The 21666-nt window shown below is 72.1% G+C and carries 16 protein-coding genes; 6 read left to right on the plus strand and 10 right to left on the minus strand.

Annotated elements, in window-relative coordinates; all coding sequences use genetic code 11:
- Window positions 1-360 precede the first annotated feature (360 nt).
- Window positions 361-2790, plus strand: coding sequence for a non-ribosomal peptide synthetase (locus tag ADK64_RS07180; RefSeq protein ID WP_053656211.1), 2430 nt, complete (start codon window positions 361-363; stop codon window positions 2788-2790).
- A 36-nt stretch (window positions 2791-2826) separates the two neighbouring features.
- Here ADK64_RS07180 and gntD read toward each other — a convergent pair whose 3' ends face one another.
- Complete coding sequence (gntD, locus tag ADK64_RS07185) at window positions 2827-3864, minus strand: guanitoxin biosynthesis L-enduracididine beta-hydroxylase GntD (protein ID WP_053656213.1); 1038 nt, start codon at window positions 3862-3864, stop codon at window positions 2827-2829.
- A 41-nt stretch (window positions 3865-3905) separates the two neighbouring features.
- Window positions 3906-5483, minus strand: coding sequence for a condensation domain-containing protein (locus ADK64_RS07190; RefSeq protein ID WP_053656215.1), 1578 nt, complete (start codon window positions 5481-5483; stop codon window positions 3906-3908).
- Window positions 5484-5604: 121 nt separating this feature from the next.
- Between ADK64_RS07190 and ADK64_RS07195 the strand changes: the two genes are divergently transcribed.
- Window positions 5605-6441: a putative nonproteinogenic amino acid hydroxylase gene (locus ADK64_RS07195; protein ID WP_053656217.1), complete on the plus strand. Its 837-nt coding sequence runs from the start codon at window positions 5605-5607 to the stop codon at window positions 6439-6441.
- Here the strand turns inward: ADK64_RS07195 and ADK64_RS07200 are convergent.
- From ADK64_RS07200 to ADK64_RS07230, 7 genes are all read right to left on the minus strand, one after another.
- Window positions 6417-8048 (minus strand): amino acid adenylation domain-containing protein, encoded by a 1632-nt coding sequence (locus ADK64_RS07200; protein WP_053656219.1) that lies wholly within the window; start codon window positions 8046-8048, stop codon window positions 6417-6419. The two genes, ADK64_RS07195 and ADK64_RS07200, sit on opposite strands and share 25 nt — an antisense overlap.
- Window positions 8049-8054: 6 nt before the next feature.
- Window positions 8055-9137 carry an ornithine cyclodeaminase family protein gene (locus ADK64_RS07205; protein WP_053656221.1) on the minus strand — a complete coding sequence of 361 codons (1083 nt, stop codon included), beginning with the start codon at window positions 9135-9137 and terminating at the stop codon, window positions 8055-8057.
- Between the two features lie 82 nt (window positions 9138-9219).
- On the minus strand, window positions 9220-10974 hold the full coding sequence (locus ADK64_RS07210; RefSeq protein WP_053656223.1) for an ABC transporter ATP-binding protein: 1755 nt from the start codon (window positions 10972-10974) through the stop codon (window positions 9220-9222).
- A 49-nt stretch (window positions 10975-11023) separates the two neighbouring features.
- Entirely contained in the window at window positions 11024-12580 is a 1557-nt protein-coding gene (locus ADK64_RS07215; RefSeq protein WP_234384479.1) for an ABC transporter transmembrane domain-containing protein, read from the minus strand.
- A 239-nt stretch (window positions 12581-12819) separates the two neighbouring features.
- Window positions 12820-13614 (minus strand): thioesterase II family protein, encoded by a 795-nt coding sequence (locus ADK64_RS07220; RefSeq protein ID WP_053656227.1) that lies wholly within the window; start codon window positions 13612-13614, stop codon window positions 12820-12822.
- Window positions 13611-14408, minus strand: a complete 798-nt coding sequence (locus ADK64_RS07225) for a thioesterase II family protein (RefSeq protein WP_053656229.1) — start codon at window positions 14406-14408, stop codon at window positions 13611-13613. The genes ADK64_RS07220 and ADK64_RS07225 overlap by 4 nt, the downstream gene beginning before the upstream one ends.
- 19 nt (window positions 14409-14427) lie before the next feature.
- On the minus strand, window positions 14428-16041 hold the full coding sequence (locus ADK64_RS07230; RefSeq protein ID WP_063789867.1) for an MBL fold metallo-hydrolase: 1614 nt from the start codon (window positions 16039-16041) through the stop codon (window positions 14428-14430).
- 483 nt (window positions 16042-16524) lie between these two features.
- On the opposite strand from ADK64_RS07230, the gene ADK64_RS07235 reads away from it, so the two are divergent.
- The 3 genes from ADK64_RS07235 to ADK64_RS07245 all read left to right on the plus strand — a co-directional run bounded on the left by ADK64_RS07235 (window position 16525) and on the right by ADK64_RS07245 (window position 20089).
- Window positions 16525-17397 (plus strand): SDR family NAD(P)-dependent oxidoreductase, encoded by an 873-nt coding sequence (locus tag ADK64_RS07235; RefSeq protein ID WP_234384480.1) that lies wholly within the window; start codon window positions 16525-16527, stop codon window positions 17395-17397.
- Between the two features lie 203 nt (window positions 17398-17600).
- Window positions 17601-19307, plus strand: a complete 1707-nt coding sequence (locus ADK64_RS07240) for a carbamoyltransferase N-terminal domain-containing protein (RefSeq protein WP_053656233.1) — start codon at window positions 17601-17603, stop codon at window positions 19305-19307.
- Between the two features lie 116 nt (window positions 19308-19423).
- Window positions 19424-20089 carry a hypothetical protein gene (locus ADK64_RS07245; RefSeq protein WP_053656235.1) on the plus strand — a complete coding sequence of 222 codons (666 nt, stop codon included), beginning with the start codon at window positions 19424-19426 and terminating at the stop codon, window positions 20087-20089.
- On the opposite strand, the gene ADK64_RS07250 is transcribed toward ADK64_RS07245, so the two are convergent.
- On the minus strand, window positions 20001-21278 hold the full coding sequence (locus ADK64_RS07250) for an MFS transporter (protein WP_053656237.1): 1278 nt from the start codon (window positions 21276-21278) through the stop codon (window positions 20001-20003). The two genes, ADK64_RS07245 and ADK64_RS07250, sit on opposite strands and share 89 nt — an antisense overlap.
- Window positions 21279-21409: 131 nt before the next feature.
- Between ADK64_RS07250 and ADK64_RS07255 the strand changes: the two genes are divergently transcribed.
- Window positions 21410-21664, plus strand: coding sequence for an MbtH family protein (locus tag ADK64_RS07255; RefSeq protein WP_053656239.1), 255 nt, complete (start codon window positions 21410-21412; stop codon window positions 21662-21664).
- The last annotated feature ends 2 nt before the right edge of the window (window positions 21665-21666 follow it).

Here is a 21666-nt window from a genome sequence, read left to right on the forward strand (position 1 = left end):
CAAGTGTTTTCCGGGGAGATTTTACTGATGCTGCGCCAGGCTCGGCAGGGGACTGCCCAGTGATCTGTTCCGCTGCTATCCTGCAATCGTTGGCATGAATATACCTTCGCCGAACTGACGGCATCATGGCAGGTCAGAGCGGTTGTACAAGGAAAATTGCATGCCGCATTCGGATTCGTCGACCGTTAATTCATCAACGTGCGGAGACGCTCGTTCACGGAATCTAGCAGCGCTCCGGAAAGCCTAGCGGAACGTGATTCATGGTGGCGGGATCCAGTGTTTTGCGAGGCTTCCCGACGGGAAGTCAATCCTGGAATTCCGGTAAGATATTCCTTGCTCCGACCCCCTTGAGGACCCGTCATGAGCTCTGAAAACGTAGGCCGGAACACCACGGCACCCACGCCGACCCCGCTGCGGGCCCGCCTCACCGAGGCCGGGGGCAGCGGACGCGCCGAACTCACCGAGGAGTTGACGCCCGCCGCGCGGAAGGGGCTCCAGCGGGTGGCCGCGGACCGTCCCCTGGAGGAACTCGTCGTCCTGACCGCCGCGGCGGCGCTGGTCCTGCGCGCCGCGGAGGACGTGGCCGAACCGGTGCTCGCGGTGGCCGGCCCCCGGGGCACGCTCGCCTGCCCCGTCAAGACCTCCGCGGACGCGACCCTGCGCGATCTCGTCCTCGCCGTCGACGCGGCGTTGCGGCAGGCCCCCACCGTGCCGGACGCCGACCCCGCCCTGCCCTTCGCCCTCCTGGTCCGCTCCGACCGGCTGCCCCGCACACCGCACGGCGACACCGCGCTCGTGGTGGGCCTGTGTCACGGCCCCGACGGTGCCCGTTCCCTCCACGCCTCGTGCGACACCGCGCGACTGGATCCGTGGTGGGCCGCCGTGGTGCTGCGCTGCCTGGTCACCGTGCTCGGCGCGTTCGCCGACCCCGGCGCCGCCTGCGCGGACGTCGGGCTGTCGGCACCCGAGGACCGTGCCGAGGTGGCCCGCTGGGAACGCGCCGGCTACGCCCCGCAGCCGGCGCCGGGCACGCTGCTGGAGCCGTTCCTGGAGCGCGCCCGCGCGACCCCGGACGCGATCGCCGTCGTGGACGGTGGACGACAGCTCTCCTACGCCGAGTTGGCGGCGCGCGCGGACGCGGTGGCCCGCGGCCTCGTCGCGGCCGGAGTGCGGCCCGGCGACCGGGTGGCGACCGCGGCGGCCAAGAGCGCGGCCGCCGTGGCCGTGCTCCTCGGCATCCTGCGCGCCGCGGCCGCCTATGTGCCGCTGGATCCCGGACTGCCGCCCGAGCGCCTCCGGTTCGTCCTCGCCGACGCCCGCTGCACGGCCGTGGTGACCGACGACACAGACCTGCTCGCCGGCTGCCCGGTACCGGTCCTGGCGGTGGACGCGCTCATCACGACCCCGGAGCCCGCGGCGGACCCGGCAGCCCTGCCCGCGCCGCCCGGACCGGGGGACCTCGCCTACGTCATCTACACCTCCGGCTCCACCGGCACACCCAAGGGCGTCGCGATCCGGCACTCCGCCATCGCCGGGTACCTGGCCTGGAAGCGGCGCCACCACGCACTGGACGGCGGGACGCGGCTCGTACAGGTGCCCTCGCTCTCGTTCGACAGCTCCGTGTCCGACCTGTTCTCCGTCCTCGGCGCGGGCGGCACGCTCCTGCTGCTGCCGGAGTCGGACCGACTGGTGCCGCAGCGGGTCGGGGCCCTGGTTGAGCGTCACCGCGCCACGCACATCACCCTGGTGCCGTCCCTGTACCGGGTCCTGCTCGACGCGCTGGCCGCACCGGGCTGTCTGCGCCTGGTCACCGTGGCCGGCGAGGCCTGCCCCGCCGAACTGATCGCCCGCCACTTCCGGCAGCTGCCCGGCGCACGGCTGGTCAACGAGTACGGGCCGACGGAGAACTCGGTCGGCTCCACGGCGTACGACTGCACCGAACGGCCCCGGCACGGATTCCCCGTCGGCCGGCCCCTCGACACCACCGTCCTCGAAGTCCTCGACGAGCACGGCCGAGCCCTGCCGCCGGGCTTCCCGGGAGAGATCCATGTGGCGGGCACCGGCCTGTCCGAGGGCTATGTGAACGACCCCGACCTCACGGCCCGGCTCTTCACCGAGGCACCGGAACTGCCGGGCGGCAGGCGCTATCGCACCGGAGACCGGGGCTGGTGGACGCCCGCCGGTGTGGAGTTCCTGGGCCGCGCCGACAGCCAGGTCAAGATCCGCGGCCACCGGGTGGAACTCGGCGACGTCGAGGCGGGGCTGTGCTCGCTGCCGGGTGTGGCCTCCGCCGTCGCGCTCGCGGCGACCGGGGCCGACGGCACGCCCGCCCTGGTCGGTTTCCTGTACGGCGACGCCGACCTGGACGCCGTACGCGCGCAGGCACGCCGGGTGCTGCCCGGCCCCATGGTGCCGGGCCGCCTCGTGCGCCTGGACGCCATGCCGCTCACCCGCAACGGCAAGGTGGACCGGGCGGCCCTCGCCGAGCGGGCCGCGCAGGTGCTGCGGGCCGCCGTACCGGAACAGTGCCATGATTCCTCCCTTCCGCGGGCCGACGAGCCCGCCGACGGCCTCACCGCCCAGGTCGCACAGCTCTTCGCCGAGGTGCTGGGGGTGGGCTCGGTGGCTCCCGAGGACGACTTCTTCGAGCTGGGCGGGCACAGCCTCGCCGCCGCGCTCCTCGTCATCGAGCTGGAGAACCGGGCCGGACTCCAGCTGGAGCTGGACGACTTCTTCGCCGAGCCCACCGTGGCCGGGGTGTGCCGCGCCGCCGCGGTCGCCCGGTCCTGACCCCGGGCCGGGTGCCTCGGGCGCCCGGCCCCGCGCCTAGCCGATCAGCCGCGCCCCGACCGAACGCCGTAGCCCTCGGGACTTGCGCAGGTCGTGGGTGACGTTCACGCGCTTGAGCCAGCGGTCCGTGCCGTCGTAGCGCGCCGTGAAGGACTCCCGGCCGTGCACGACCCGGTGGTTGTTGAGGAAGACGAACGTACCGGGGTCCAGCGGACAGGGGCGGGTGCCGTCGGTCAGCAGCTCGCGGGCGGCGGCGAAGGCGTGCACCGCCGCCGGGTCGTCCTTGGGCGGCGACATGTGTGTGGCGTCGAAGCACAGCAGCGGATCGGTCCGTGAGCCGAACAGCACGGGCACCAGACCGAGTCCGCTGATCAGTCGTGAGATGCCGGCGAAGATCCGGCGGTCCTCCGGTGTGCTCACCGTGTTGTTGTGCGCCAGGTGGGAATCGTCGGAGATGATCCGGAAGCGGCTCTCGAAGAGGACGTCCAGCACGTCCGCCGGCAGCGTGGTGAAGTCGGCCTCCGCCACCACCACGGGGATGCCGTCCGGATTGCGCAGCGAGGCCAGGATGATGTAGTCCGCGCGGTACGGGTGGAAGGCGTCCTCCGTGTGCAGGGTCAGCGCCGTCCGGCTCCCGGTGCCGAGCAGCAGGGTCTCGTACTCCTTGATCGGGAACACGTCGTTGACCAGGTGCCCGTCCTGCTGGGTCGCCCAGCCGAACGGCTCCCCGAGCAGCGAGGCGTACAGCAACAGCAGGATCTCCTCGGGCAGTTCGTGATGGACCCGCCGTTCGTCCCGCCAGTGCTCCGGAGTGGGCCCGATCCGCTCGTCGTCCACCTGGTGACCGCTGATGGCGCAGTACCCGCCCGCCCGGTCCAGCTGGAAGGACCGCAGGAACCGCCGGACCCGTTCGGGCAGCCGGGAGGCGAGCAACGGCAGCTCCTCCAGCAGGCCTTCGCCGTCCGCCGAGGGGTGGTCCCGGGCGAGTTCCATGGTCAGCCGGGCCGTCTCGGCCGCCTCCTGGGGTGTCAGGCGCAGCTCGGTCAGCGGGAGCGTGTCCGGGGTCGTCGTCATGGGGGTCTCCTGTTCCACGAAGGGGGTCTGGGCAAGGCCGGTCACGTGTCGAAGCGGAAGCCCTGGAAGGCGGGGGCGGGCAGGGGCGCGGCAGGCCCGGGCCCGGGTTTCCCGGTGATCCGGCCGAGTTGGGCGAGGACCCGGCCGGCGATCTGCTCGGCCGTGTCACGGTCGTAGCGCGCGGTGTCGTACTGCAGACACAGCCGCAGTCCCCGCGCGTGCTCGACGAACTGGAACGACAGCTCGAACATGCCCTGCCGCAGCAGGAAGGGGCCGCCGCGCAGCGAGATGCCTCCCGGCACGGCGGGGCCGGTGTCGATGTGCGGGTACAGCGCCACCCACACGTCGAAGAAGGGGCCGCGCCCCGGCGGCCGCGGCGGGTCGAGGGTCGCCACCAGCTCGTCGAAGGCGACCCCGCTGTGGTCGAGCGCGTCCGCCGTCCGTGCCGCCACATGCCGCACCAGAGCGGCCGGGTCGTCGCGACCGGTCAGGTCGAGCCGCAGCGGGACGGTCGCGACGTGGAAGCCCACGGCGCCGTCCCGGCCGAGCAGGGACCGGCGGTCCACGGGCGTGCCCAGACAGATGTCGTCGCTGCGCGTCAGCTCGCCCAGCGCACTCGCCACGGCCGCCGCGAGCGGGGCGAAGGTTCCGGCGTGCGCGCTCGCGGCCAGGCCCGGGAGCCGGTCCGTGAGGCGCTGATCGAGGTCCAGGGCGACCGTTTCCGTCACCGCGCCCGCCGGCCCCTGCCGGCGGCGGTCCACGGGGAGGAGCAGCGGCGTCGGCGGGGGCGTGAGCAGGTCACGCCAGTACGCCAGCGACTCCTCCCGCGACCGTGTGCTTCGCGGCGGACCGGGGGCGAACTCCGGTGCCGGAACGGGGAGTCCGCCGTACACCGTCACGAGTTCAGCCGCCAGGACCGTCAGCGACCGCCCGTCGCAGACCAGGTGATCGGCCGTGAGCAGCAGCGCCCAGGCGCCCTCGGCGAGCAGGAAGAGCGTGGCGCGGAAGAGCGGCCCTTCCGCGAGGTCGAAGGGGATCTCGACGCGGTCGTGGACGAGCGCCTCGAACTCCCGGTCGGCCAGGGCCTCGTCGCGCAGGTCGACCACGTCCAGCGGGGCGACCCGGTCGGTGACGACGGCCTGTGGACCGCCCTGCCGTTCTACGAACACCGTCCGCAGCGCCGTGTGGCGGACGGGGAGCGTGGCGACGGCCGCGGCGAGCCGCTGCGGGTCCGGCTGGCCCTGGCCCCGCAGCAGACACGGCACGGTGTACGCACCCTTCCCGCCGTGCGCGCCCTGGCGTGCCAGCCACAGCCAGCGGACCGACTCGGACACCGCCCCGTCCTGGACCGTCCCGGCATCGGACGATGCCCCGGAACGGGCGTCGGTGTCAGTGCCGCCCGCCTCGGTCAGGCGCGCCGCCAGCAGCTTCGGGGTGGCGCATTCGAGGATGTCGCGCACCCGCACCGGAACCCCGACCGCCGCCTCGACGGACACGGCGAGGGACAGCGCGGACAGGCTGTGCCCGCCGGCCAGGTAGAAGTCCGTGTCATCACTCACGTACTCCAACTCCAGCGCCCGGGCGAACATCCGGCACAGATCCTGGGTGAGGTCAGTCATGGTTCCCCTCCGTACGACAAAGGAATTCCGGGGATGGACAGTGGACATTGCGAGGGGCGGAAATTTTGGCGAGACTGGGTGTCCTGCGCATCAACTCGCCCATCGGTGAAGGGGAATTGCCATGCTCAAGTCGCAGCGGCTTGCGGTATTGCCCATCGACTCCTACGACCTGGAATCCGAACTGACGCTCGTGGACCGGCACGACCCCGGAGGCGAGTACGACGCCTTCACCTTCGGCGCCTGGTCGGCCCATGTGCTGGCCAACGGCAGCGGTGCCGACTCCGACACCGCGTTCCGGCCGCACGGTGACAGCCTGACCCTCACCGAGCTGGGCAGGCAGCTGCCCGGCATCATGTCCCTGGTCACCGAACACTTCCCCTTGGAGCGGCTGCAGTGGGTCCGTGTCTTCAGTCTCAGCGACGGAATTCTCGCCCCGCACGTGGACTTTCTCGAATTCGCCGAACCCGGCACCAGGCTTCAAGTTCCGTTGCGCACCAGCGAGGAATCCCTGCATTCCGAGGGCGATCTCGTCTACCACCTCCGTCGTGGTGAGGTCTGGAAAATTCACACCACACATCCTCATTCGGCTCGCAGCGCCGCCGGGCCCGCCCGGCTTTCCCTCTGCCTCGACTTCGCGGACGCCGACGAGCCCATCGAGATCCGCAACGACATTCCCGCGGCACACCCCGTTCGGCTGATCGACCTTCCCGCGGTGACCGACGCCGATGTCGAGGAACTCATCGGCTCCGGCCCTGAGCTGACCCCGGACACCCTGCGCACCGCCTTCCGCCGGTTCGCCGCCCTGCACTTCGAGCGGCGGGCCCCGGTCGTCGCCGCCTTCGACTGGTACCTGGAGGCCGCCCGGCGAACCGGGGACGACGCCATGGCCGACAAGGTGCGGGCGTTCCGGACGTACTGCATCGGCAAGCGGGGCTACCGGGAGGCCTTCGACTGGTGAAGGACCACGGCCAGTTGTCTGGCCCCCGGCCCCGGCAGGGCCCTGCGGTCGAGCTTGCCGTTGGCGGAGTACGGCAGCTCGTCCGTCACCCACCAGCGCACCGGCACCATGTAGTCCGGCAGAACGGCGAGCAGCGCCCGGCGCAACTCCTGGGCCGGCGGCGGATCCCCGGTCAGCGCCGCGTGCAGCTCCGTTCCGCCGTCGGCCCGCGCCACCCCGAACACCGCCGCGTCCTTGACCCCCGGAAGCCCGGTGAGCCGGGCCTCGGGCTCCCGGGGCTCCACCGCGTTGCCCCGGATCTTGATCAGGTCGTCGATCCGCCCCAGGAGCTGAAGCGTCCCGTCGGCGGACCGCCACACGCCCCGGTCGCGCGTGCGGTACAGCCGGGCCCCGGGGACGAAGGGGTCCGCCACGAACACGGTCCGGGTCAGTTCGGGGTCGGTGTAGCCGCGCGCCACCCCCACCCCGCCGATGTACACCTCGCCGACCTCGCCGTCGGGCACCGGCGCCCGCTCCTCGTCCAGGATGCGGACGTAGGTGTTCCACACCAGGGACCCGACCGGCGGACGGGGTTCCAGATTCCCTCTGGCCGCGCTCACCGAGTGACTCGTCACCATGTGGTTCTCGGCCGGCCCGTAGTGGTTGTGCAGGGTGATCTCGGGCCGTCTGGTGAGCAGCCCCGCCAGCTCCGGCGTGACCCGCACCGTCTCGCCCGCGCTGATGATGTGCCGCAGGGCCGGGGCGTGTTCGAGCGTGACGGGCAGCGACATGAGGATGTCGATGAGGGACTGCGGAAAGTCCACCACCTCGACGCCCTCGCCGATGACGTAGTCCATCAGGTCCCGGGGATCCCGCCGTACTTCGGGGGACGGCACGTACAGGCAGCCGCCCGAGGCGAGCGTGGAGAAGATCTCCTGGACCGACACGTCGAAGGTGAGCGGCGCGCACTGGAGCACCTTGCGCCGCCGGCCCAGACCGGATCCGTCCGCCTGCCAGGCCGCCAGGTTGGCCAGCGTCCGGTGTGTCTGCACGATGCCCTTCGGCGCGCCCGTCGAACCGGAAGTGAAGATCACGTAGGAGACGTCCTCGGGAGCGATCACCGGGCGGGCCGGCGGTGGATCCGCGTACTCCACGAGCAGTCGGCTGAGCGTGGTCGTCGTGGTGTCCGGGCCCGGGACGGCCGGACCGGACACCCCGTCGTCCAGCACCATCAGGCGGGCGCTGCTGGTGCGGAAGATCTGCTCGATGCGCTCGCGCGGATAGGTCATGTCCACCGGCAGATAGGCCGCGCCGGCCCGCAGTGTCCCGAGCACCACCGCCGTGAAGCCGACCCCGGCGCGCCCGGCGATCAGCACGGTGTCCCCGGCGCCGACGCCGAACTCCCCGAGCAGACGGTCGGCGACGGTGTCCGCGAGCCGGTTCAGCTCCGCGTACGACACGGGCCGGCGGCCCTGCTCGCGGATCGCCCAGGCGTCGGGGCGGGCCGCGATCTCGCGGTCCACCAGGTCCAGGGCCGTAGCCGCGCCGATGTCCACGACCGGTCCCCGGTGGTGTCCCGGCAGGGCGTTCTCGAAGGGCGGGTGAGGAGGGTCGGTGTGCTGCGACATGGGGGGTCACACCTCCTGCGCGGGCCAGGACGCCCGCGCGACCGATTCGGGCAGGAACGAGTAGGGGTCCTGTGGGTCGTGGGCGGTCGCCTCGATGACGAGCCGGTGTCCGGCCCCCACCTGGAGGGCCAGTTCCTCCAGCAGCTCGACCATCACGAGGTCCTGGAGCGCCAGCCCGGTCGAGTCGTAGACGGTACGGCCGCCGCGCAGCTCCCGCTGCCGGTCGGGATCGCCCAGCAGCTCCGGGAGCGAGGGGCCGATCCCGGCCGGGGCGAGCCGCTGGCACTCGCCCTCGGCCATCGCCTGCTCGCGGTGGTCCGGGACGACGACCGCGTCCCGTAACAGGTCCAGCGGCAGTTCCGTCTTGCCGGGCATGTCCGAGCCGACCGCGTTGATGTGCACCCAGGGCCGCAGCGCGGAGCCCTGGATCACCGGTCCCTGCGCGGGGGCGACGGAGGTCGCCGTGCACAGGACGTCGGCGCGCTCCTCCACCTCCGCCAGGTCGGCCACCCGGACCAGCCCGTCGGGCACGCGCGCCCTGGCCGCGAACGTGCTCTCGGCCTGGATGTCGGTGTCGCACACCAGCACCTCGGTGAGCGGCAGCACCCGGGCCAGGGCGTGCAGTTGCGTGACCGCCTGGGCGCCGCAGCCGACGAGCCCGAGCACGCCGCTGCCGGGCCGGGCCAGTGCGCGCGTGGCCAGGGCCGACGCGGCCCCGGTCCGCACGGCCGTGGCGAACGTACCGTCCACGATCGCGCGCAGATGACCGGAGTCGACGTCGAAGGCGAGCAACGTCGAGAGAATCGTGGGCAGTTGGTTCTTGACCGGATTGTGCGGGTGATAGCCGACCATCTTCATGGACACGGTCGCTCCGTGGCGGACGGCCGGCATCCATTCCAGCAGACCCAGCCGGGGCGCGGTGAGCAGGAATCCGTCACGCGCCTTCATCTCGGCGGGAGCGGGTCCGGCCGAGGCGAGCACCCCGGTCAGCCGCTCGATCACCAGGTCGTACAGCCGGCCGAGACCGACCTCGCTGACGACCGTGGCGACGGCCGCGGCATCGACTACATGGGTGGGTTCCGGTTTCACGTCACTCTCCTGATGCCTCGTGTCCCGCTTCCGGAGGGCTCTCCGCCGGCGGCCCGGCACTCTTCGGGTGAACCGGCCGCGCTCAGGTGGCCGCGGCGTCGGCCGTCGGACCGTGCCAGGAGTCCCACAGCGCGGCGTAGGAGCCACCGGCACGGACCAGGTCGTCATGGCTGCCGCGCTCCGTGATCCGCCCGTCCTCCATGACGAGCACCGTGTCGGCGTCGTGCGCGGTGTGCAGCCGGTGGGCGATGGCGATGACGGTACGGCCGCGCAGCACGGCGGCCAGGGAACGCTCCAGATGCCGGGCCGCCCGGGGATCCAGCAGCGAGGTGGCCTCGTCGAGCACCAGCGTGTGCGGATCGGCGAGGACCAGCCGGGCGAGCGCCAGTTGCTGCGCCTGGCCGGGGGAGACCTCGTGGCCGCCGGAGCCCAGCTCGGTGCCGAGCCCGTCGGGCAGCTCGCGCACCCAGTCCCCGGCGTCCACCGCCTCGAGCGCGGCCCACACCCGCTCGTCCGCCGCCTCGGGATCCGCCAGCGTCACGTTGTCGCGCACCGTCCCCAGGAACACATGGTGCTCCTGGGTGACCAGCGCGACGTGCCGGCGCAGCTCCTCCAGGGGCAGTTCACCCACAGGTACGTCCCCGATGGTGACCGAGCCGTGGTGCGGCGCGTGGATCCCGGCGAGGATCCGGCCCAGCGTCGACTTGCCCGCTCCGGAGGGGCCGACGACGGCCACCCGCTCCCCGGCCCGCACCCGCAGTGTCACGTCGCGTACGACGTCGTGGCCCTCGCGGTAGGCGTAGCTGACCCCGTCCGCGGCGATCCGCCGGTCTTCGGGCCGGCGCCCGCCGCCGGCGCTCTCGGGCACGGCGGCGCCCACCCCGATGAGCCGGGCCAGCGAGGCGTCGCCCACCTGCAACTCGTCCAGCCAGCCGAGCAGTTCGTCCAGCGGGTCGATCACCGCGCGGGTGTAGAGCGCCGCCGCGGTGACCTCCCCGAGGCTCACCCAGCCGTGGATGTAGAACAGGCCTCCGCACAGCAGGGTGGAGGCCACCGGCAGGATGTAGCCGAAGTCCATCAGGGGGAACCACACGCTGCGCAGGAAGAGCGTGCCGCGCTCGGCCGCGTTGGAGCGCAGCACGTCCTCGTCGGTCCGCCGGATCCGCCGCTCGGCGAGGTCCAGCGCCTCGACCGTACGCGCGCCCGTCACGGTCTCGGCCAGCCCCTGCGTCAGGTCCGAGTAACTGGCGGCCTCCTTCAGATAGGCGGACCGCGCGCGCTTGAGGTACCAGCGCGTCGACCCCCAGATCACCGGCACGGCCACCAGGCAGGGCAGCGCCATCAGCGGGCTGGTCACCAGCAGTGCGACGAAGGTGAGCAGGACCGACAGACCGGCCACGAGAATCGACGGGGCGCCCATCCGTACGGCGTTGGACAGGGCGTCCACGTCCCGGGTGCTGCGGGTGAGCAGGTCACCGGTGCCCGCCTTCTCGACGGCCGACAGCGGCAGCGCCAGGATCCGGCGGACGAAGCCCTCGCGGATGTCGGCCAGCACCTGTTCGCCGAGCCGGGCGCCGAGCAGCCTTGCGGTTCGGGTGAACACGCCCTGGGCCAGCAGCAGTCCGGCGATCACCACGACGATGACGTCCACCCGGGTGGTGGAGATGCCCTTCTCCACCTCCTCCACGAGATGGCCGAGCAGCGCAGGCACGACCAGCCCGCACGCGGTGGCGAGGACGAACCAGAGGACCGTGCGGCCGAGCAGGCCGGAATGGCCCCGGACCAGACCTCGGACATGACGGCGCACTTCTGGCGCGTCGGCGACCGGGAGACTCACTGGGCACTCCTTCGCGGGACGGCGATCGATCGGAGAAGGACGCGGTCGGTCATGTTCCGTCCCGCATGACGGTGGCGGCGTACTGGGGGCTCCGGGCGGCGAGTTCGCGGTGCGTGCCGGTGGCGATGACCTTGCCGTCGACGACGAAGGCCACCTCGTCCGCGTGGTCCAGGAGCAGCGGGCTGGTGCTCATCACCACCGTGGTCCGCCCCTGCCTGGCCCGTTGCAGGCGCTCGGCGACGGCCGCCTCGGTGAGCGCGTCCACCGCGCTGGCCGGGTCGACCAGGACGAGCACCGGCGGGTCCGAGACGAGCGCGCGGGCCAGCCGCAGCCGCTGCCGCTGCCCGCCCGAGAAGGTGGCGCCCTGCTCCGCGACCACGCTGTCCAGCCCCTCGGGCAGGGCCTCCACGATGTCCTCGGCGTTGGCGCTGTGCAGCGCGGCCCGCAGTTCCTCCTCCGTGCGGCCGTCGGCGAGTTCGTCGCGCAGCACGCCCGAGAAGAGCGTGTCGCCGTCCTCCGCCACCAGGATGTGCCGGCGCACCTGCTCCACCGGGAGCCCGGCCAGCGGTACCTCGCCGAGGGTGACCTCGCCCTCGCGGTACCGGCCGAGCCGGGCCGCGATCTCGGCGCTCTCCTCGGGGGAGGCGGACACGACAGCGGTGAGCCGACCATGACGCACCGTCAGACCGGTCACGGCGTCGACCAGGTCGGGCGCGTCCGGCAGCTCGGCCGGCCGGGTGCCGGTGGTCGGGTCGGGCTGCTCGGCGAGCACGCGTACGACGCGCCGGGCGGCCACGTTGGCGGCGACGAGCACCTGCACGGCCGACGTCGCGGTGCGCATGGGCAGCATCAGGAACGCCGCGTAGCCGTAGGCGGCCACCAGGTCACCCGCGGAGATGTGCCCGCCCACGGCGAGCCGTGCTCCGACCCAGACCACCGCCACCACGAACACGCCGGGCAGCAGCACCTCGGCGGCCGGGAGCACGGACTCCACCTTGGCGACCTCCACACCGGCCTGCCTCAGCCGTTGGGAGTCCTTGCGGTACCGCTCTCCGAAGGCCTGCTCACCGCCGATGCCGCGCAGGACCCGCAGCCCGGCCACGATGTCCGTGGCCCGCCCGGTCAGTTCGCCCTCCAGGTCGCGGTAGTGCCCGACCCGCTTGTGCAGCGGGCTGAGCAGCGGACCGGTGCCGGCGAGCAGGACCGGCACGCCGATGAGCACCAGCAGACCCAGCGACAGGGAGGTGGACAGCAGCACGACGGCCACCACGACGACGGTGACCGCGCTGCCGATGCCGCGGGCCACCGCGCCGGGCAGCGCCCCGATCCGGGAGATGTCGGCCGTGCCGATGGTCACGACGTCGCCCTCGGCCACGCGGTCGCGCAGCCGGACGCCCAGCCGGACCGCCTGCCGGGCGACGAGACGGATCGTCAGGTAGGTGGCCTTGAGCCGGCCGATGGTGTCGCACCGGTGCCGCAGCAGGCTGCCCGCGGTGGTCACGAGGGCGAGCCCGAGGATGACGCCGGTCCAGCCGACGAGATCCCCGGTGTCCTTGCGCGCGATGGCGTCGATGGCCCGTCCGATGGCCAGAGGCGTGAGCCCCATGCTGGCCATCCACAGGCAGCCCCAGAACACGCCGAGCCCTGCCGTGCCGGCCTGTCGGCGCAGCAGCCAGAGCAGATAGTTTCTCGGGGACCGGAGATCGGGCTCTCCGGTCTCTGACAGTGGGTTGTTCCTCGGCAACGCGATTCCTTCTGACGTGTCTCGAAGTGCGCGGGGATCGGGGACGGGCGGGGACGGCGGACCAGGGGACGGGACGGCGGAGTGCCGGGTGGCTGACGGGGCTAGTCCGGGACGGGCTCCTTCGCGGGATCGGGCACGGCCGTGAGGGCGTCCGCGCCGAGACGGCGCAGCGCGTCCACCACCTCGTCCGGGCGGTCGAGGTGGTACAGGTGTCCGCCGGTGAACCGGCGTACGCCGGCCGGTGCGGCGGACCAGGCGCTCCAGCGCCGGGAGTGCTCGTCCGTGACCCCGAGGTCGTCCCGGCCGCGCCAGGCGTGGACCGGGCAGGGCAGCACCGGGTCTGTGGCCGGCGGCAGGTAGCGGTCGCACAGCGTGAGATCGGCGCGCAGCGGGCGCGCGAGCAGCGAGACCAGCTTGTCGTTGCCCACGGCCTGCTCGGGCACGAACCCCTCCGCGGCCAGCTCGGCGACCAGTTCGCGGTCGCTCAGACCGGCGGTCCCGGTCGGCTCCCCCTGGTCGTCCGGCGCACGGCACGCGGACGCGACGACACCGAGCGGCCACAGCCCGAACCGGTTGCCGAGAGCACGGGCGGCCTCGTATCCGAGCAGGGCGCCCATGCTGTGCCCGAACACCAGGTACGGACGGTCGAGCCGGGCGGCCAGCGCGGGAGCCAGGTCCTCGACCACGTCGGCGGCGCGCGTCGCCGGCTCCTCGCGCCACCGGTTCTCCCGCCCCGGCAGCTGTACGGCCACCACGGCGACCTCGGGACCGGCCAGGGCCTGCCAGCCGCGGAACTGGAAGGCCCCAGAACCCGCGTGCGGCAGACACACCAGCAGCAGCCGCGCCGTCGCGGGCGGCTGCCACTCCACGAGCCAGCCCCCCGGGCCGCCGCTCACCGGACCGCCTCGCGCACGGTCGGCGCGTCGGCGAGATCGCTCGCCAGGTCGCGGCCGAGAGCGGCCAGCTGCTCCGCGAGATAGAAATGGCCGCCCGGGTACCGTCGTACGGTGGCCGCCTCGGTCGTCTCCCGGGCCCAGGCCTGCAGGCCGGGCAGTGCGACCCGGTCGTCCCGCCGGCCCGCGAACGCCGACACCGGACACGTCAGCCGGGGCCCCGGCCGGTAGGCGTGGTCCTCCAGCCAGCCGAGGTCGGCGCGGAGCACGGGCAACAGGATCTCCAGCAGCTCGGGGTGCACGAGAGCCTGCGCGGGCGATCCGCCCAACCCCGCCACCCAGGCGACCAGTTCGGGCTCGGGCAGCCGGGACAGCGCCGGGCGGATCCGCCCCGCACCGGGGTGCTCCAGCCCAGAGACGGCCAGCAGCGCCGGAGCGGGCAGCCCGCCGTCGGCGGACAGCAGACGCGCCACCTCGAAGGCGAGCAGGGCACCCATGCTGTGTCCGAAGAGGGCGTACGGCCGCACACCGCTCCGTGCGACATCCGCGCGGACGGCCGCCGCGAGCGCGGCCGGATCGACGCACGGGGACTCGTCGATCCGGTGCTCGCGCCCGGGGAGTTGAACGGCCACCACCTCCACCCGCTCGGGCAGGGCCCCGGGCCACTCGCGGTAGGCCGAGGCCGCGCCCCCGGCGTGCGGGAAGCAGTAGAGGACCGAGGGTGCCTCGGGCCGGGGCAGCGGGCGCACCAGCGCAGGCCCGCTCGGTCGGCGTTCGGTGGCGGCACGGTCGCTCATCGGCGCGATTCCGGCGCGCTCAGGACCGGCGCCCGGCGGCCGGCCACACGCGCTCGGCCTGCCGGAACAGCAGTTCCGAGCCCACCGAGCGGCGCCCGCACAGCTCCGCCAGCAGACGGCTCTGCCCGACCGGTTCGGACTCGGCGTCGAACTCGGAGCCGGTCAGGTGTTTCAGCCAGGGTTCGAGCCCCATGGCGTACGCGTACACATGCCGGGCGCCCACCTGCTGGGCCAGCCGGTCGGCCATCGCCGCGTCCGAACCCTTCAGCCGCCGCGCCCGGTTGTGCTCGCGGGACAGTTTGACCTCCATCAGCGGGCCGTAGAGCCAGCCCAGGGGCGCGCCGACGCACTCCAGTCCGACGAAGAGAGCGTCCACCTCACCGGCGATGTCCCGCACCCGGTCGTAGAGTGCGGGTTCGATCGGGGTGATGTCGGTGGCGAACATGAAGGACCGGCCGAGCGCGTGCACCAGCGGGACCATCTTGGTCCGGATGTCGAGGTCGGCGTGTTCCCCGACGAAGGGCAGCGCCACGACGTCGAGTCCCCCGGCCGCCGGATGGGTCTCCAGCTCGCCCAGCTCCACCACCCGGGGAAAGCCCAGGGCCTGGAGCATCACCTTGAGGCTGGGGTCCTGGAGCGTGCCGCCGGAGGCGCGCGGCACCACGATCGTGCCGATCCGGGTGCGCAGTTGGAGCAGGGTCTCGAGCGAGAAGTGGTCCGAGTGGAAGTGGCTGATCACGACCGCGTCGATGTGGTGCGGCAGGTCCGCCATCGCGAAGTGCTCGTGCCCGTCGTCGGAGTAGCCGATCAGCGGGTCCAGCAGGACGGAGCCCGCCGAGGTCTCGATCAGGACCGCGGCGTGGCCGAAGTAGCGCATGCGGACCTGGCCGCCGGGAACCGTGGCGTACGGGCGTGGTGGCCGCTCGTGGAAGAGCGCCTCGAAGCGTGCGGTCGCGGCGGTGTCCAGGCCGAGCCGCTCGGCCAGCTCGCCGCAGTCCGCGGGCTGGAGACGGGCGGCGAAGACGTCGTCCCACACGTCGGCGGAGAACGGCACGCCGATGTCGAGCCGGCCCGGGCCGGGCAGCACCGGGCTGCCGTACACGAAGGGCTGGTCGCGGGGCGGGGCCTCGGTGAGCGAGACGGTCTGGCCGTGCTCCTCGAACGCGGGGGAGCGGTACAGCAGCGGTTCGAAGAAGCGGAAGGCGGGGCGGTTGGCCAGGTCGTAGACCAACTCGACGCAGCCGCGCAGCGATTCGGGCACCTGCGGGTACAGGGATTCCATGGCGCCGCCCGTGGCGTGCTCGGCGAGCAGGGTGCGCAGCCGGTCGATGTCGTCAGCGAGGGCGAGCCGCGCCGCCGCAGCGCGCAGGGTCGCCTCGAGCAGGGCCTCCACCTCGGCGGGGCCCGCGTCGCCCGGATCGAGGAAGGGGCCGCCGTAGCGCGCGGGATCGGCGAGGGCACTCTGGTGCAGGGCCGGGGACATGAGGTAGTTGCGGAGGATGGGCAGCAGCCGCTCGCGCAGGTTGAGCGCCCCGGTGTGCGGCGCCAGCAGATAGGGCCAGGCGTACCAGCGGTGGAGCAGCGGCTGGGCTACGACGGACGCGCGGAGGTGGCGTTTGCGGATGACGGGCACTCTGCGTTCCCTTGCGAGTCGAGGCCGGTGGTCAACGGAGGTCGGCTCATGCGGCTGTGATCGAAATCCGGGTCGGCCCCGCAGTGTCGGGGGAGGCACAGGCCTGAGGAGAGGGAATCGTGTTGCCCGGACGCCGGCCGCACAGCGGGGCCGGCGGGCTGCCCCGTTTCCCGCAAGGCTTTCGATCTGGGCGTTTCGGGCGCCTTATCTGCCCTTATTCGCCTCGGGATTTCGCGCTGTATTGCTGGGACTTAGCTTTCGACTGTAGTCATGATCTCCAATGCGTCGCCATAGAGCGTACATGTGACGTGCGTCACATGGTCGCGTTGTGTGGGGGCGTGCTTGACTGGCAAGGAGTTACGGGTGGTCATGTTGTGAAGCTCTTCAGTGCCATTTCTTGAGGGGCTCTTGACTCAAAATCTGCCTCCTGCGGCCGACTTGTGCGGGGAACCCGCCGTATGCCGGTCGTGAAAGAATGCGCCCTTGACCTGGGGTGTGCGCCTACGTGAAACTCTGCGACCCACCGCAGGGGGACCGAGGGGGGATATGTCGGACGACCGGGAATGTCGGGGCATCGCGCTGGTTTCTGGCGCCTCGTCCGGGTTCGGTGCGCGGATCGCGCAGGTGCTGTCGGCCGGAGGGTTCCGTGTCATCGCCCTCGCCCGCCGCGCCGAACGCCTCAAGACACTCGCCGAAGAGGAACCATATCGAGCCATTCTCCCTGTGGTCGCCGATGTGCGGGACCGGGCCGCGCTCGACCGTGCAATCTCCGAACTGCCGGACGAATACCGCGATATATCGGTGCTCGTGAACAACGCGGGCCTGTCGAAGGGGTTCGGCCCCGTGCAGCAGGGCTCCTCGACGTACTGGCGCGAAATGATCGACACGAACATCACCGGTCTGCTGCACCTGACCGAGATCGTGCTGCCCCGCCTCGTCGACCGCGGTGCCGGCCACGTGGTCAATGTGGGCTCCATCGCCGCCGAGTACCCCTACCTGGGCGGGAACGTCTACGGTGCCACCAAGGCGTTCGTGCACCAGCTGTCCCTGAACATGCGCGTCGACCTTCAGGGCACCGGCGTCCGGGTCAGCTGCATCGCACCCGGGATGGCGAGGACGGAGTTCGCCGAGGTGCGTTACGAAGGCGACCGTGAACGCGCGGAGGCCCTTTATGCCGGGCTCACCCCGCTCACGGCCGACGACGTGGCGCAGAGTGTCGCCTGGTGCCTGGACCAGCCGCCGCACGTGAACATCAACATGATCGAACTCATGCCGGCCGACCAGCCTTTCGGCCTGGGTTTCGCGGGGAGCCGGACCAACGGCCCAGCCGCGTCCGGCGACACCGATACCCAATGACCCACATATGTTCACCGAAAGCGTTTACGGAGCGCATTCGGTGCCCCGGTGCGAGCCGTTCGCACCGGGGTGGCCGAGCATTTTCTCCCCCATGTCATCCGCCTCGGAATACGGGGCGAATGGTTTGTGCGGCAGAAGTTCCATGCAGCCGGCACCGATGGCGAACCACGGCTGTTGTGTCAAGGTGATCAGGGAGTGAGAAGTTGATTATCTGTGGTCTCAAGCTCACACACGACGGAGCGGTGGCCCTGCTCGACGACGACCGGCTCGTTTTCAGCGTCGAGATGGAAAAGATCGGCAACGGCGCGAGGTACAGCACGGTCTCCGACTTCAGCCAGATCCCAGGTATCCTCGCCGATTTCGGATACAAGCCGCAGGACGTCGACGAATGGGTCGTGGACGGCTGGGACGGTGATGTCACCGGAGTGGTTTCCCTGCTCAGCTCCTCGCTCCCGGTCGAGCTCGCGGTCGGCCCTTACCGGGAATCGGCCGCCTGTCCCGATCTGGCCGGCCCGGGCGCCTCCGGCGAGTTCCCGATGGAAGGCCGCTCCTACCCCTACACCAGTTACGCCCACGCCGCCGGACATCTCGCGAGCGCCTACTGCTCCAGCCCGTTCGCCCGACGCGGCGAACCGTCGTTCGTCCTCATCTGGGACGGAGGACTCTTCCCCCGGCTGTACTGGGTGGACCCCGAGACCGGCGTCGAGAACCTCGGCGAACTCTTCCCGCTGCTCGGCCACGCCTACGCCATCGCTGGCCACCACTTCGGCCCGTTCCGCCGGGTCGTCCAGTCGCCCACCGTGGACGACCTCTCCGTGGCCGGCAAACTGATGGCGTACATCGCCCTCGGACAGCACCGCGACGACGTCCTCACCGTGCTGCGCGAGGAGTTCCACCGGATCTTCGAGAGCGACCTGCCCGAGTCCGTGGAGTACCGGCGCGCGGTCGGCGGCTTCGGCAGCCTCTTCGAGCCGTCCGTACCACCGGTGCACGCCTTCTTCCAGGCCGTGCGCGACCGCGTGGAGCCGCAGGGGACCTGCGACGAGGACGTACTCGCCAGCGTGCACGCCTTCTTCCAGGAACTGCTCCTGGAACGCATCGCCCGCAAGGTGCGCACCGCCCGCGGCGCGGGGCCCTGGAACCTCTGCTTCGCCGGCGGATGCGCCCTGAACATCAAGTGGAACAGCGCGCTGCGCTCCCTGCCCGAGTTCGGCGAGGTCTGGGTGCCGCCGTTCCCCAACGACTCCGGCTCCGCGATCGGCGCCGCCGTGCTCGGCAGGGCCCGGCACGAAGGCCTGCGCCGCCTCGACTGGCACGTCCGCCTCGGCCCGGACCTGCAGCCCACCCCGCAGACCCCCGACGGCTGGACGGCCACCGCCTGCACACCCGCCCAACTCGCCCAGGAACTCCACGAGTCGGGCGAGCCCGTGGTCGTCCTGAACGGGCGCGCCGAACTGGGGCCGCGGGCACTCGGCGGCCGCAGCATCCTCGCCGCACCCACCAGCGCGGCGATGAAGGACGAACTCAACCGGATCAAGGGCCGTGAGCCCTACCGCCCGGTCGCCCCGATCTGCCTCGTCGACGAGGCCCCGGCGGTCTTCGCACCCGGCACTCCGGACCCGTACATGCTCTTCGAACACGAGGTGCGCCCCGCATGGCTCGACAGGATTCCGGCGGTCGTCCACCTCGACGGCACGGCACGACTCCAGACGGTCTCCGCGGCCGACGACCCGCTCCTGGCGCAGGTGCTGTCGGCCTATCACCGGCTGAGCGGCATCCCCGTCCTGTGCAACACCAGCGCCAACCTCAACGGCCACGGCTTCTTCCCGGACGTCGCCTCCGCCATGGGCTGGGGCAAGGTCGACCGGATCTGGAGCGACGGCGTACTCCACCGCAGGACCGGCTCCTGAACCGGTCCCCGTCCCCGTCCGGCGCCGCGCGCGACGGCGCCGAACGGGACGTACCCGTCGGCGTACGGGCACTCGTCAGCGCGCTGCCGGGGATCGGACGGCTCTACGGCGCCGTCGTGGTCGTCGTCGCCGGCCGCACCGTGCTCGGCCCGGGCCCGCTCGGCGAGGCCTTCGCCCAGGACCTGGCGTTCCTGCGGTACAGCGGGGCCCGGCCGGTCGTCGTGCACGACGCCGGATCCGAGCAGGTCTCGCCGTACCCGGGTGAGGACGCGGCCGCCGCGCTGCGCCGGGTGGCCGCGGGCCTGGTGCAGCGCCGCCTCGTCGGCCTCGTCAACGCCCACGGCCCGCTCGCCGTCGGCATCACGGGCGAGGACGGGCGCACGCTGACCCTTACGGCATCGGGCGGCCTCGTGGCCGACACGGGCGTGCTGCGCCTCCTCCTCGACGACGGCCGGATCCCCGTCGTCGCCGCCGTCGCCGGCGGCCCGGACGGTGCCCATCCGGCGGACGTGGAGCCGGTGGCCCACCTGCTCGCGGCCGAACTGCCCGCCCGCCTGCTGCTGTTACCCCAGCGGGCGCACGAAGCGGCACCGCCCGGGGCGACCCCGGTCGACATGGCCGTACCCCACGCGCTGCTGCGGACGGTGTACGGAGGGGAGGCCCGGGAGGCGCACGATGTCGACGCGGTGGAGGTCAGAGCGGCGGGGCGGCCGGCAGGTCCCGCAGGCCGCGCAGCGAGCCCGACAGCAGGGGCAGACCTGCCGCCACCAGCGCGCCGCTGACGAGCCACATGGTCGGACGCGGACCGAGCACGGAGTCCAGCGCTCCGCCGGCGACGGCTCCGACGGGCACGGTGCTGAAGTTGATGAGCAGGGCGGTCGCGGTGACCCGGCCGAGGAGATCCTCGGGGCAGTACGACTGACGGAAGCTCACGATGAGCACGTTGCACGCCACGAGCCCGGCCATCGTCACGGTGGACCCGATCGCGAAGAACGCGAGCCGGGGGCCCGGCGCGGTCAGCGGGATCAGCAATCCGAAAGGAGCGGAACCGAGTTGGGCGGCCAGCAGCGCACGGGCCGTGCCGAGCCGCCGGGCCAGCCGGCCCGCGCACAGCACACCCAGCACCCCGCCCACCGCCGCGCACGAGCTGAGCAGCCCCACCGAGCCCGGACCCAGACCGACCGCGCGGACCAGGAACACGATGTTCACGGCCTCGTATCCCGCCAGAGCCAGGTTCGCCGCCGCCCCGAACGCGATGACGGCGCGCAGCAGCCGGTCGTGCGCCACGAAACGCAGCCCCTGCGACATCTGTGCCCGCAGCCGTCTGCCGCCGCGCACGGCAGGAGGCTCCTCGGCCCGGACACGCCGCAGACACCAGGAGGAGACGAGAAACGACAGCGAGTCCAGCAACAGGCCGGGTACCGTACCGGACAACTGCGCCAGCAGCCCGCCGGCGCCCGGCCCCGCGACCCGGGCGAGATGTTCCCCGCCCTGCAACTTCGCGTTCCCCTCCAGAAGTTCGGACTTCTCCACCAGGGAGGGCAGATAACTGGAGTACGCCGTCGAGAAGAACACGGTGGCCGTGCCCGTCAGCAGTGCCACCGCGAGGAGGTGCCAGATGGTCAGCACACCCAGCCACCGGGCGGCCGGCACACTCGCGAACAGCACCGCCGACGACAGGTTGCACACGTGCATCACCCGGCGCTTGGGCAACTGGTCGACCCAGGCACCGGCCGGCAGTCCGACCACCAGCCACGGCAGCCACGGCGCCGCCGTCAGCAGCCCGACCAGGGTGGGAGAGGCGTCCAGCGTCACGACCGCGATCAGCGGAAGGAGCACCGACGTGATGCTCGTACCGAACTTGCTCGTGGTCTCGCCGATGAGCAGCAGCCGGAAGGTGCGATGCCCGAAGAGGCCCCACCGCCCGGCGCGCTCCGCGCCGGCCTCGAACGACGTGTGCTCGGCAGCCATGACGAGTGTCGGATTCCCCCACTGTGCTGATCGGCAGAGCCGTTCACGTTACTGGCGGGGACCCTGAAATTCCAGGATGCGAGAACGGCCCGGAGCCGGGACGGGAGTCCGGGGCGAAAGGAGAACGACCGGTGGACAACCCCTTCGACGACGAGGACGGCGAGTTCCTGGTTCTGGTCAACGACGAGGAGCAGTACTCGCTCTGGCCGGTGGGCATCGACGTCCCCGCGGGCTGGGCCGCGCGCCACGGCCCGGCGCCGCGCGCCGTATGCCTCGACTATGTCGACCGCACCTGGACCGACATGCGCCCCGCCTCCCTCAGAAGGGAGATGGACCGGCACTCCCCGGCCGCGACGGGCGGGCCGCCCACTCCCGACACGCCGTGAGG

Source organism: Streptomyces sp. MMG1121, assembly GCF_001280015.1.
In the GTDB taxonomy this organism is placed as follows: domain Bacteria; phylum Actinomycetota; class Actinomycetes; order Streptomycetales; family Streptomycetaceae; genus Streptomyces.